Below are 12,686 nucleotides of genomic sequence, written 5' to 3'. Positions count from 1 at the left end.
GACCTACAAAAAAGGCGCGGGCCATGGCCCGCGCCTTTTGCATTCGGGCTTTGGAAATCAATCCTTCTCGAAGACACGCGCCTTGGCGACGACGCCGGCAATGGCGCCGCCGATCAACGGCGCGACGATGAACAGCCAGAGCTGGCTGAGCGCGGCACCGCCGGTAAACAGCGCCGGACCGATGGAGCGCGCCGGATTGACCGAGGTGCCGGTGACCGGGATCATGGCGAAGTGAATGCCCGCCAGCGTCAGGCCGATGACCAGACCGGCAAAAGCCGTCGAGTGCTTTTCAGCGGTAACGCCGAGGATCACCGTGACGAAGGTGAAGGTGCCGATCAGCTCCCACAGGAACGCCGAGCTCATGCCCCATTTCGTCTCGTCCCAGCCATTGGCGCCGAAGCCGCCGGTGTGGCCGCCGGTCTGGCCGGAAACGATGATCCACAACGCCAGCGAGGCGATGATGGCCCCGATGATCTGCGCGATCCAATAGGGGATGACGTCCTTGGCGGGCAGCCGGCCGGCAAGGAAGACGCCGAGCGTCACCGCCGGATTGAGATGCGCGCCCGAAATCGGGCCGATCGCATAGGCCGCTGCGATGAGGCCGATGCCGAATGCCAGGCCGATGCCCTCCTGACCAAGCGGCAGCGCGCCGCCGAAGCCGCCCGTCACCACGGACGCCGTACCGATGAACACCAACAGAAATGTGCCTAGAACTTCCGCCAGATAAGTCTTCATTGCCCTCTCCTCGTGACGATCCGCCGGTCCACGGTTTCCGCGCCGCGAATCATGGCGGCAAGAGTATTCCCAACCGAAAAACTTGGAAAGCAGAGCGGTTGCGCCACAAGCCGTGCTTGCAGTCGCCAGTTGCGAACATTAGAGACCTTTCATCTATTGATCGATCTGCTTTCGCGGGCCGGGGAGATTTATTGGTCGGCTAGATCCGCTGGGCCTGGTCGGCAGTGTCTCGGCGGTGCTCGATGGAGCGGGGTTCAATCCGGGCGTGAAAGGCTCTAAGAGCAGGCCCTGGGATTCATGTGCTCGATTTGATGGAATGACGAATGCGACTGGGCGGACGGCTGGCTGCGGCCATCGAAGTGCTGGAGGACATTGGGCGGCGTCACCGGCCGGTGGCCGATGCGCTGAAGGATTGGGGCCTGTCACATCGCTTCGCCGGCGGTGGTGATCGCGCCGCGATCGGCAACATCGTCTACGACGCGCTGCGCCACAAACGCTCCGCCGGCTGGTTGCTGGGCGAAGACACGCCGCGCGCCATCGGCTTCGGCGCGCTGCTGCTCGAATGGAGCCAGACGGGGCAGTCGCTCAACGCTGCGCTCGAAGGTGACAAGTTCGCGCCGCCGCTGCTCAGCGCAACGGAACTCCAGGCCATCGCCGACCGTCGGCTGGCTGACGCGCCGCCTGCGGTTCGCGCCGACATACCCGACTGGTGCGAACCGCTATTCGAACGGGCCTTTGGCGGGACATGGGTCGAGGAGGGCGCAGCACTTGCCACGCGTCCGCCGCTCGACATCCGGGTCAACACCCTGCAGGCCGATCGCGCCAAGGTCTTGGCCGAACTGGAGCAGACCGGTGCCAGCGCCGCACGGATCGCACCCTACGGCATCCGCATCCCGCCGATCGACGGTGACGGCCGACACCCGAACGTGCAGGCCGAGCCGGCCTTCCAGAAAGGCTGGTTCGAGGTCCAGGACGAGGGGTCGCAGATTGCGGCGGCGCTTGCCGGCGCGACGGCCGGCATGCAGGTGCTCGACTTTTGCGCCGGCGCCGGCGGCAAGACGCTGGCGCTGTCGGCTGCGATGGGCAATCACGGTCAGATCTTCGCTCACGATGCCGAAAAGGCACGGCTGGCGCCGATCTTCGACCGCATCCGCCGTTCGGAAAACCGCAATGTGCAGGTCGCCACCAAGCCGGCCGAGCTTGCCCCGCTCGCCAATCATATGGACATCGTTCTGGTCGACGCGCCCTGCACCGGCAGCGGCACCTGGCGGCGGCGTCCCGACGCCAAATGGCGGCTGACGCAGAGACAGCTCGACGCTCGCAAGGGCGAGCAGTCGACGATCCTCGATGCCGCCAGAACCTACGTCAAACCCGGCGGCTTGCTGGTCTACATCACCTGCTCCGTGTTCGACGAGGAAAATGGCGAACAGGTCGCCGCATTTCGCGAGCGGCACGGCGGCTTTGCCCCGGTCGATCATCGCCAGCTTTGGGACAGCCACTTTCCCGGCCATGCCACCGCGATGCGGATTGGTGCCCTGGGTGGCATTTCGCTCTCGCCGGCGCTGAGTGGCACTGACGGGTTTTACTTCTGCGCCATGCGCCGGGCGAACTGACGCCGTTGACAGGTGCCGGCAACGCCCATGGTTGCTTGACCCGGCGGCCACCGCGATGAAAATCTGGGGCACCCAGCAACCGCGATCGGCTTTCCGGCCGGCTGTTCGCGCCCTATGCGGCATGGGTGGTGTTCGCCACTCCGCTCAACGCTTCGCTTCTCTGGTTGAACTAGTTTTTCGTATAGTCAGGCCCAAACCGTGTCGGCAGGCCGTCGGCGAGTTTCAACCAAGGCAGCTTCTCCTCAAAAGCGACGTGCAGCGTTGGTGCGAATTTTTCCGGCTCCTCCATCGCTGCCGAGAAAAAATGCATGACGTTGGACATCTTCTTTGAGCGGAAGGACAGCGGCGTGCCACAGTGATCGCAAAATGTTCTTTCCACACCGGCAGAAGAGTTGAACACCTTTGGCGGCTTGCTTAGCCATCGCCATTGGCCGTTCAGGACGCCAATATAGGCGGTCATCGGCGCGGAACATTGCCGCCGACAGCTTTCACAATGACAGACCACGCATGCTTGTGCCGGGCCGTCGACTTCAAAAGCAATAGCGCCACATAAGCAATGACCACGCATGCAAGGTCTCCCTGCCAACTGACCTGACTAATAATTTGTACCGGGCGTAGCGAAAGGTCGCCATGAGATGCGCCGAGCTGGCGCTCAATTGCGACATCGGCGTTAGCGATTGTGCTCGCGTGCGCGAGCATGGCGTTGGCAGCCATCAGATTGTCGCTTCGCTTTTATGAGTCCGCGGCCCAGGACGCCTCGATGTCGTTTTGTTGCAGTGCAGCAAAAGCATTTGCCTGCCGCCCATGCCTCTGCGATAAGCTTTCCCGGCAAACGTGAAGGCAATGGCGATGGCAGCGAAGATCGTACCGGCTCCGGACTATGAGGATCGCGTCAGGGCGTCCTTCGCGCGCCAGCAGGCGATGGCGACGATCGGCGCCGAACTGACATTGGTGACGCCCGGCATCATCGAGATCGAGATGCCCTATTCGGCGGCGCTGACCCAGCAGCATGGCTTCCTGCATGCGGGGGTCATCTCGACGGCGCTGGACTCGGCTTGCGGCTATGCGGCGTTCTCGCTGATGCCGGAAAATTCCGGCGTGCTGACCATCGAGTTCAAGGTCAACCTTTTGGCACCGGGCCGGGGCGAGCGCTTTCTGTTCCGCGGGTCGGTGACCAAACCCGGCCGCACCATCATCGTTGCCGACGGCCAGGCCTATGCCTTCGCCGCCGACGGCGAGGCCAAGCTGATCGCAACCATGACCGGGACGATGATGACGGTGGTTGGGCGTGACGGGATAGCTGGCTGATCCGATGAGCAACGTCGTGCGAATTGGTGGCAAGGATGTCCTCTTCGTCATGGCGGCGAAGGCCGAATACGGCCCGCATTTGCAGCGGCTGTTCACCCCGCTGATGACGGGTGTCGGGCCGGTCGAAGCCGGCGTACGGCTGGGTGCCGAGCTTTCCTGGTTGAAATCCGCAAAAGCATTGCCGGACCTTGTCGTATCGCTCGGCTCGGCCGGCAGCCGGACCCTGGAACAGACGGAAATCTACCAGGCGGTCTCGGCCGCCTATCGCGACATCGATGCCTCGCCGCTGGGCTTCGAGAAGGGCGCCACGCCGTTTCTCGACCTGCCGGTGACCGTACCGCTGCCGCTGCGTATTCCCGAAATCAAGGAGGCGACACTGTCGACCGGCGGCGCCATCATTACCGGCTCGGCGTACGAAGCGATCGCCGCCGACATGGTCGACATGGAAACCTTCGCCTGCTTGCGTGCCTGCCAGCTGTTCGACATCCCTCTCATCGGGCTGCGCGGCATTTCCGACGGTGCGGCTGATCTGAGGCACGTCGGCGACTGGACCGAATATCTCCATGTCATCGACGAGAAGCTGGCCGACGCCGTCATGCGCCTCGAACAGGCGATCGGTTCGGGTTTGCTGCGGGCGGCTTCATCCGACGATCAGCGCAGACCAGTCTGAAAGTCAGGCTACGCAACCCATTGCGCAGACTCGTTTCTTTCTCTAAACGCTCGCCATGACAACAGCCAATCACCCCGACACCGTCCTGATTGTCGATTTCGGCAGCCAGTTTACGCAGCTCATCGCACGCCGCATCCGTGAGGCCGGCGTGTTTTCCGAGATCGTGCCGTTCCAGTCGGCCGAGGCGGCATTCAAGCGCATCAATCCGAAAGCGGTGATCCTGTCCGGCGGGCCGGCCTCGACATCCGATATCGGCAGCCCGCGCGCGCCCCAGATCGTCTTCGATGCCGGCGTGCCGGTGCTTGGCATCTGCTATGGCCAGATGGCCATGTGCGTGCAGATGGGCGGCGTCGCCGAAAGCTCCAACCATCGCGAATTCGGCCGCGCCTTCGTCGAGATCGAGAAGGACAGCCCGCTGTTCGAGGGCCTGTGGGCGACCGGCCAGCGCCATCAGGTGTGGATGAGCCATGGTGACCGCGTCATCGCCCTGCCACCGGGCTTCGAGGTGTTCGGCAAATCGGAAAGCTCGCCCTTCGCCATCTTCGGCAATGTCGAGCGCAGGATGTACGGCATCATGTTCCATCCGGAGGTGGTGCACACGCCGGACGGCGCGAGGCTGCTGAGGAATTTCGTCCACAACATCGCCGGCATCGAAGGCGACTGGACGATGCGCGCCTACCGCGAGCACGCGGTCGAGGCGATCCGCAAGCAGGTCGGCAAGGGCAAGGTCATCTGCGCGCTCTCGGGCGGCGTGGATTCCTCGGTCGCCGCCCTTCTGATCCACGAGGCGGTCGGCGATCAGCTCACCTGCATCCTCGTCGACCACGGCCTGATGCGCAAGGACGAGGCCGCCGGTGTGGTGGCGATGTTCCGCCAGCACTATAATCTGCCGCTGATCCTGGTCGATGCTTCGGAAAAGTTCATCACCGCGCTGGAAGGCGAGTCGGACCCGGAAAAGAAGCGCAAGACGATCGGCCGGCTGTTCATCGAGGTGTTCGAGGAAGAGGCGAAAAAGCTCGGCGGTGCCGATTTCCTGGCGCAGGGCACGCTCTATCCAGACGTCATCGAGAGCGTCTCCTTCACCGGCGGCCCGTCGGTGACGATCAAGTCGCACCACAATGTCGGCGGTCTGCCGGAGCGCATGAACATGCAGCTGGTCGAGCCGCTGCGCGAACTGTTCAAGGACGAGGTGAGGGCGCTGGGCAAGGAGCTCGGCCTGCCCGAAAGCTTCATAGGCCGCCATCCGTTTCCAGGCCCCGGTCTTGCCATACGCTGTCCCGGTGGCATCACGCGCGAGAAGCTGGAGATCCTGCGCGAGGCCGACGCCATCTATCTCGACGAGATCCGCAAGGCCGGCCTCTATGACGCCATCTGGCAAGCCTTCGCCGTGTTGTTGCCGGTGCAGACCGTCGGCGTGATGGGCGACGGCCGCACCTACGAATTCGTCTGTGCGCTGCGCGCCGTCACCTCGGTCGACGGCATGACGGCCGATTTCTACCACTACGACATGGCCTTCCTAGGTGCCGCCGCAACCCGCATCATCAACGAAGTGCGCGGCATTAACCGCGTGGTCTATGACGTCACCTCGAAGCCGCCTGGGACAATCGAGTGGGAGTAGGGGTTAGGCGGAATAGCGTGGTTTGCCGAACCATTTCCGGCGCGATCGCCTCTTTCGCTGTTTGGTTTAGATAGACCTCTTTCGATCTCCTGGCAAAACACAGGATTGATCTGAACGAAGTTGGGAACGGTTGTAAGTGCAGTCGGCGCGTCGGAGAGTTGCGGCGTGCAACGGCGTGCAAATAGGCGGGTTCCTTTGCGCTCAGAGACCGTCGTTCAAGGGCAGCTTAGTCCCTGGGCACTTGGTTAGGCTGACCAAAATCGTCACCCTCTACGCTTGGCCATGATCCTGTTGCATCAGCATTATGTGGCCCGATCCGCCTCCGGATTTCGCACGCTCGTCCTTCTTGCAAATGATCACGCGGATGGCTACTTCGACTGACGTATTTCTGGCGGTTTCAGTCAGCGGGCGTTCGCCGTGCGCCCTTCATTGGTTCGTGTCTGTGACTGTAATGCAGCGCGGTCCTTCCAAGCGAGAACGACCATTCAGACTGGCAACGGCGAGCGTCCTTCATTTGCTTGATCTCAAGCTGGAAATTATCACGGACACTTCAAAAAATTGACACGGTTCCCGGTCGAGCGGGAGCAGCACGCCATGACCCGGCATGGAATGGTCGAGCCTTCAGCCGCAGGCGCTTCGCCTCCGGCAACGGCCCCGCGCGCGCCCATGGTGACTATCGATGTCGACAGGGCCACACCCAACCGCATGCCGGGTCGGCAATACCGCGCGGAGGCGCAACGAAGCGGCCTGTCCGCATCCACCCCTGCGCTTCCCAGCGGCGGTCGCGCCATCGCCGACATCAGCCGCAGATCGAAATCCCCATAGCCATCGACTTGTGGCCCGCGGGTTCCTTCCTCGGGGACTTTCGTACGCCTGCCGGCGCCCGAAACTCTTCACGTAAGCTGACTTGCGGCTTCGAGGCTCGGAATGTCAGAAACGGACGTTCAGGCATCCCGCGTCTATTGACGCGGCTTGACCTATTTCTCGAAGCGGGTCGTCACCCGTGGAACCGCTTGAGCTCGGCGAGGCCGCATTCGACGGGATGATGCCAGGTAACATGGGAGCGCTGGCAGTCCGTATCGCACGATATGTCCAGGGCCGGTCAAGAGTATCGAGGAGGCAATGTATCGCCTGCTTTATGCCACCGAATGGTTGCACGGTTGGTCGACGGCAAACCGATTCTGAATCAACCGGAAGCGTTTCCCTTGGGGTAAAAGCCCGTCACACTGTTGAGGACGTGGTCAGTGTTCGCAGGTGCCAAAACTGCCGGAGCAAAGGATGCAAGCGCGCCAGCATAGGGTTTCGCCAAGGGATAGGCATATGCCCCCCGTTTTGACGTGCTTAACCCTTGCGCCACTAGCGCCTCGGCCTGTTTCACCGCAGCCGCCACGCCGTCGATCACGGGCACGCCGTATTCGCGGCGCAGCTCATCCATAAGGTCGGCCATGCCGGCGCAGCCGAGTACGATCGCCTCAGCGCGATCCTCAGAGAGTGCGCGGGCGATCTCGCTCCTGAGTTTTGATTTTGCGTCCGATGCTGGATCCTCAAGCGACAGTACCGGAATGTCGGCCGCGCGCACCTTCGCCTTGCTTTGCATCCCGTAGCGCTGCACCAGCGCTTCTAGCGGTACCCGGGAGCGATCCATGGTTGTCACCACGGTAAAACGCTGGGCGATGAAAGCTGCGGTCACCAAGGCGGCTTCGCAGATGCCGATAACGGGAATGGTGGCGAGTGCTCGTGCAGCATCAAGGCCGGTATCGTCGAAACAGGCGATCACCGCAGCGTCGGCCCCATTGCGCTCGCCGCCTGCGATTTCATCAAGCAGACCCGGTACCGCCAGTGCCTCGTCGTAATAACCTTCGATCGAAGCTGGGCCCATGCCGGATGTGGCGGCGAGTATCTCAGTCGAGCTCGCCGCGACCGCGGATGCAGCCCTGGCGATCGTCGCGGTCATGCTGGCGGTTGTGTTGGGATTGACGATGAGAATACGCAAGGCGTTACCTCACTTCCATGCGGCGATGATCCCGACTGCTTTGATCCTGCTCAACGCGCATCGCGCTAGAGGGTCGCATGATGGCAGCGCACCAACGTGCCGCCGACAGGGCGGGATTCGGGTGCGTCAGTCCGGCAGGTATCGGTGGCCAGCGGACAGCGCGGATTGTAGGCGCAGCCAGGCGGCGGATCGATCGGGCTCGGCAGGTCGACTGTCGCCGGCACGCGATCGCGGTTTGGGCGATCTAGATTGGGCACGGTATCGAGCAGGAAGCGCGTATAGGGATGTTGCGGCCGTTCGAAGATTTCATCGGTTGCGGCTTCCTCCACGATCCGGCCGAGATACATGACGGCGACACGGTCCGACACGTGCCTCACGGCCGCCAGATTGTGGCTGATGAACAAATAGGTGAGGCCGAGTTCACGCTGCAGGTCTTTGAGCAGATTGAGGATCTGCGCCTGCACCGACACATCGAGAGCCGAGGTCGGCTCGTCACAGACCAGAAACTCCGGTTCGGCAGCCAATGCCCGGGCGATAGAGATGCGCTGGCGCTGGCCACCGGAGAATTCGTGCGGATAGCGGTTGGAATCCTGACCGGAAAGGCCGACCGTCTCCAGCAATTGTCTGACGCGTGTCTGCGTCTCCGCGCCCGAGGGGCGCAAACCCATTTGTTTGATTGGCTCGGCGATGATGGCGCCGACGCGCCAACGCGGATTGAGGCTGGCGAAGGGATCCTGGAAGATCATCTGGGTGCGCACCAAACCATCGCGACCGCTGCCGTTCGCAAACGAAAGCCTGCCGCGCGTCGGCTGATACAGTCCGACCACCAGGCGCGCCAATGTCGATTTCCCACAGCCGGATTCGCCTACGATCGAAAACGTGGTGCCGCGCGGGATCACAAAACTCAGGCCGTCGACCGCCTTGAGCGTGCGTTGCGGTTTGCGCATCACCGTACGGTCGAACCACGACGGCGAAACGTCGAAGAAACAGGCGACATCGTCGACGCGCAGCGTCGGTTTGGCGAGCAAGTTTGTCATGCTGCCTCCACGGCATCGCCGGCGGCAAGGTTCCAGCAGGCTGCCGTGCCCGGGCCATTCGCCAGCAAGGGCGGCAGAGCGGTACGGCAGCGCGTATCCGCCAGAACGCAGCGCGGATGGAAAGCACAGCCGGGCGGCATGGAATTCAGACGCGGCATCGCGCCGTCAATCTGGACGAGACGCTCGTGACGCGTCACCAGGCTCGGGATCGAGCCGATCAATCCGCGCGTGTAGGGATGTTGCGGCCGGCGGATGATGTCATCGACCGGCCCGATTTCGACGATGCGCCCGGCATACATTACCGCCACGCGGTCGGCGGTTTCCGCGATCACGCCCATGTCGTGGGTAACCAGCATCACGGCGGTTCCCCTGTCGCGGCAGATGCGTTTCAGCAGCGCGGTGATCTGTGCCTGGATCGAAAGCGTCGGAATATCGATGCAATAGCCAGGTCCACTCGCACATATGGCCGGGATCCAGCCTTTCGGATTGGAATTTCGGGCCTCTTTCCCAAGCCGGCCCGAAGAATTCACACAAGGGACCCGCGCGCCGATTGTAAAACTGTTCGAGGAACAGCGTATAGAGCCCGTCCGGCGACGATGCGAAGCGTCCCGCGTTTTCGTTGCAAGCACCAGGCAGGCTTCGAACAGATGCATATGTGGATTTTGCCGCCGGGGCAACGTCCCATGCTCGTCCTCGGCCCAGCCGCCCGCCGGATCGGCGAGAGTCGTGTCGATGGCCGTGAGCAAAATTTCGATCTGCTTGCGATAGGCGATGCGGTCCGTGGCTGCGAAAAGGGCGGCGAGCGCTAATAGCACGCAGGCATTGTCGTAAAGGTCGCGGGTCTCGTCCACAGCCGAGCGGGCGACGCGATCAATCGTTCTGGCATAACCCGGCCGAGAGCCGCCGATCCAGGCCGCAGAATGAAGATTGGCGGCATCGCGCCGCGGGGCTGGACGTCGTTCGATCCTGGGCCGCCAACAGACACCTGGACAATCTTAGGCAGATGTCGTGACAGCGCAGATTTTGGCTGTGGGTTGCGTCGAACCGGCCGACCCCGCTCTCTCGCCTTTTTTGCGGTGGATCAAAGCGTGCGCGATCCAGCGCTACTACTGATGTCACGAACAGCAGTTATCGCAAGTCCTTAGGTGCCGGTGGCCGGTTGACTGTGAACCAAACAGCGCGGGAAGCGTTTGTGTCCATTCACTGCAGATCGATGGCACAGGCGCATGTCGCGGTACGGCGAGATGCACCAAGAGGCAATGGAGCCAGACATGACCCAACACACCTCTCTACTTGCCCAATCGAGCCAGCCTTCCGAGCATGAATTGCAGGACATCGATGCCTATTGGCGCGCTGCCAACTATCTGACGATTGGCCAGATCTACCTGCTCGACAATCCGCTGCTGCGCGAGCCGTTGCGGCTGGAGCACGTCAAGCCGCGTCTCCTCGGCCACTGGGGAACGTCGCCCGGCTTAAGCTTCATCTATGCGCACCTCAATCGCGCGATCCGGCTCAGGGACGCGAATGTGATCTATGTCTGCGGCCCCGGCCATGGCGGCCCGGCAATGGTGGCGAATACCTATCTGGAGGGCACCTACAGCGAGCTCAATCCCGACATCGCAATGGACGAGCAGGGGATGCGCAAGCTGTTCCGGCAGTTTTCGTTTCCCGGCGGTATCCCGAGCCATGCAGCACCAGATGTGCCCGGCTCGATCCATGAGGGTGGTGAGTTGGGCTATTCGCTGTCGCACGCCTATGGCGCCGCCTTTGACAATCCGGATCTCGTAGTCGCCTGCGTCGTCGGTGACGGCGAGGCTGAAACGGGACCACTGGCAGCCGCGTGGCATTCCAACAAATTCCTCAACCCTGCGCGCGACGGGGCGGTGCTGCCGATCCTGCATCTGAACGGCTACAAGATCGCCAATCCAACCATTCTGGCTCGCATTCCCGAAGACGAATTGCGCGCGCTGTTTGCTGGCTACGGCTATGAGCCGCTGTTCGTGGAAGGCGACGAGCCGGCTCTGATGCATGAGCGGATGGCGAGCGTTCTCGACGATGCGTTTGATCAGATCCAGGCTATCCAGCATGCCGCACGCAACGGACCTGCGGCGACCGCGTCACGACCAAAATGGCCGATGATCGTGTTGCGCAGCCCCAAGGGCTGGACCGGCCCGAAAGAGGTCGACGGCCTGAAGACCGAGGGCTTCTGGCGCTCGCATCAGGTTCCCTTGTCAGGCCTTGCGGAAAACCCCGCGCATCTCAAGCTGCTCGAGGAATGGCTGAAAAGCTACCGGCCCGAGGAGCTGTTCGACGCTGCCGGCGCTCCTGTCGCCGCGATCCGTGCCACGGCACCCCAGGCAACGAAACGAATGAGTGCAAACCCGCACGCCAATGGCGGCCTGCTGCGCAGGTCTCTCGAACTGCCCGGGTTGCATGACCACGCCATTGCGCTCGAGCGCCCCGGCGCCATCAAGGCCGAGTCGACGCGGGCCATGGGCAGTTTCTTGCGAGATGTCATGCAGTTGAACGAGGCTTCGAAGAACTTCCGGATCGTCGGCCCTGACGAGACTGCCTCGAACCGCCTTCAGGACGTGTTTGAGGTGACCGAACGTGGCTGGATGGAAAAGATCCTGCGCGAAGACGTTCATCTGGGACGCGATGGCCGGGTTCTCGAAATCCTCTCTGAGCACACCTGCCAAGGTTGGCTGGAAGGCTACCTGCTTACCGGGCGCCATGGCCTGTTTTCCTGCTACGAGGCGTTTATCCACATCGTCGATTCCATGTTCAACCAGCATGCGAAATGGCTCGATGCCTGCCGCGATATCCCATGGCGGCGGCCGGTCGCATCACTGAACTATCTGCTGTCGAGCCATGTCTGGCATCAGGAACACAACGGTTTCAGCCATCAGGATCCCGGATTCATCGACGTCGCCCTCAACAAGAAGGCGGACATCGTGCGAGTCTACCTGCCACCGGACGCCAACACTTTGCTGTGCGTGACCGACCATGTGCTGCAGACCTGGAACCGCATCAACATCATCGTCGCCGGCAAGCCGCCATCTTGGCAGTGGCTGTCGATGGACAAGGCAATCGTTCACTGCAGGGCGGGGATCGGCGTCTGGGACTGGGCGTCAACGGACGATGGAGCTGAGCCCGACGTCGTGATGGCTTGCGCTGGCGACGTCCCGACCCTCGAAACGCTGGCCGCAGTGCAGATCCTTAGGCAACAGGCTCCTGATCTCAGGATCAGGGTGGTCAATGTTGTCGACCTGATGACCCTTCAGCCTAAGGAATATCATCCGCACGGCCTGTCGGACCGCGAGTTCGATTCGCTGTTCACCGCCGACAAGCCGGTGATCTTCGCCTATCACGGCTATCCCTGGACCATCCATCGCCTGACCTATCGACGCACCAACCACGACAACATCCATGTGCGCGGCTACAATGAGGAGGGCACGACCACGACGCCCTTCGACATGACGGTGCTGAACGGCCTTGACCGCTTTCATATCGTCCAAGGCGTCGTAGATTGGGTTCCACGACTGAAGAGCATGCGGGTCGGGGTTAAGCAGGCGATGGACAGCAAGCTGCTTGAACATCGAGCCTATATTCGCGCCCAAGGGCAGGATATGCCGGAAATCCTTGAGTGGAAGTGGGAACAGGATGCCGATGCGGGGCCGAGGCGTCCAGATTGAGCGGATGCCCGTTCGCA

Annotated in this window: 11 protein-coding genes and 1 pseudogene; 6 read left to right on the top strand and 6 right to left on the bottom strand. The window is 62.3% G+C overall.

Translation table 11 applies throughout. From position 1 onward, the window contains the following. Positions 1-57: 57 nt before the first annotated feature. Positions 58-735: an MIP family channel protein gene (locus tag EN861_RS00410; protein ID WP_135861795.1), complete on the bottom strand. Its 678-nt coding sequence runs from the start codon at positions 733-735 to the stop codon at positions 58-60. Between the two features lie 323 nt (positions 736-1,058). Here EN861_RS00410 and EN861_RS00405 point away from each other — a divergent pair, with 323 nt between their 5' ends. Both EN861_RS00405 and EN861_RS00400 read left to right on the top strand, forming a co-directional pair. Then, a complete protein-coding gene (locus EN861_RS00405; RefSeq protein ID WP_135861792.1) occupies positions 1,059-2,348 on the top strand; it encodes an RsmB/NOP family class I SAM-dependent RNA methyltransferase in 1,290 nt (429 codons plus the stop codon). A 77-nt stretch (positions 2,349-2,425) separates the two neighbouring features. Further along, a pseudogene (locus EN861_RS00400) lies at positions 2,426-2,521 on the top strand (tryptophan-rich sensory protein); the annotation flags it as partial. Here EN861_RS00400 and EN861_RS00395 read toward each other — a convergent pair. Together EN861_RS00395 and EN861_RS35265 are read right to left on the bottom strand one after the other, a co-directional pair. Then, positions 2,518-2,808 (bottom strand): GFA family protein, encoded by a 291-nt coding sequence (locus tag EN861_RS00395; protein WP_245511970.1) that lies wholly within the window; start codon positions 2,806-2,808, stop codon positions 2,518-2,520. The pseudogene EN861_RS00400 and the gene EN861_RS00395 sit on opposite strands and share 4 nt — an antisense overlap. Beyond that, a complete protein-coding gene (locus EN861_RS35265; RefSeq protein WP_189343575.1) occupies positions 2,805-3,062 on the bottom strand; it encodes a hypothetical protein in 258 nt (85 codons plus the stop codon). Before EN861_RS35265 ends, EN861_RS00395 begins: the two co-directional genes overlap by 4 nt. A 135-nt stretch (positions 3,063-3,197) precedes the next feature. On the opposite strand from EN861_RS35265, the gene EN861_RS00390 reads away from it, so the two are divergent. From EN861_RS00390 to guaA, 3 genes are read left to right on the top strand one after another with little or no spacing between them, the layout of a single operon-like run. Continuing rightward, the gene (locus tag EN861_RS00390; protein ID WP_023686843.1) at positions 3,198-3,656 is read left to right on the top strand and encodes a PaaI family thioesterase; all 459 of its coding nucleotides are present in this window, start codon (positions 3,198-3,200) and stop codon (positions 3,654-3,656) included. A gap of 4 nt (positions 3,657-3,660) precedes the next feature. Then, on the top strand, positions 3,661-4,326 hold the full coding sequence (locus EN861_RS00385) for a 5'-methylthioadenosine/S-adenosylhomocysteine nucleosidase (protein ID WP_135861788.1): 666 nt from the start codon (positions 3,661-3,663) through the stop codon (positions 4,324-4,326). A 55-nt stretch (positions 4,327-4,381) separates the two neighbouring features. Beyond that, positions 4,382-5,944, top strand: a complete 1,563-nt coding sequence (gene guaA / locus EN861_RS00380) for a glutamine-hydrolyzing GMP synthase (RefSeq protein ID WP_127278505.1) — start codon at positions 4,382-4,384, stop codon at positions 5,942-5,944. Positions 5,945-7,130: 1,186 nt separating this feature from the next. Here the strand turns inward: guaA and EN861_RS00370 are convergent. The 3 genes from EN861_RS00370 to EN861_RS00360 all read right to left on the bottom strand — a co-directional run bounded on the left by EN861_RS00370 (position 7,131) and on the right by EN861_RS00360 (position 9,825). After that, complete coding sequence (locus tag EN861_RS00370) at positions 7,131-7,937, bottom strand: aspartate/glutamate racemase family protein (protein ID WP_127277859.1); 807 nt, start codon at positions 7,935-7,937, stop codon at positions 7,131-7,133. Between the two features lie 65 nt (positions 7,938-8,002). Next, on the bottom strand, positions 8,003-8,974 hold the full coding sequence (locus tag EN861_RS00365; protein WP_135861786.1) for an oligopeptide/dipeptide ABC transporter ATP-binding protein: 972 nt from the start codon (positions 8,972-8,974) through the stop codon (positions 8,003-8,005). Then, positions 8,971-9,825 carry an oligopeptide/dipeptide ABC transporter ATP-binding protein gene (locus EN861_RS00360; RefSeq protein ID WP_135861784.1) on the bottom strand — a complete coding sequence of 285 codons (855 nt, stop codon included), beginning with the start codon at positions 9,823-9,825 and terminating at the stop codon, positions 8,971-8,973. Before EN861_RS00360 ends, EN861_RS00365 begins: the two co-directional genes overlap by 4 nt. 420 nt (positions 9,826-10,245) lie before the next feature. Between EN861_RS00360 and EN861_RS00355 the strand changes: the two genes are divergently transcribed. Continuing rightward, entirely contained in the window at positions 10,246-12,669 is a 2,424-nt protein-coding gene (locus EN861_RS00355; RefSeq protein ID WP_135861782.1) for a phosphoketolase family protein, read from the top strand. Positions 12,670-12,686 lie beyond the last annotated feature (17 nt).

The sequence above is a fragment of the Mesorhizobium sp. M8A.F.Ca.ET.218.01.1.1 genome (genome assembly GCF_004791165.1).
In the GTDB taxonomy this organism is placed as follows: domain Bacteria; phylum Pseudomonadota; class Alphaproteobacteria; order Rhizobiales; family Rhizobiaceae; genus Mesorhizobium.
This window is presented reverse-complemented; position numbering and strand designations above follow the sequence as displayed.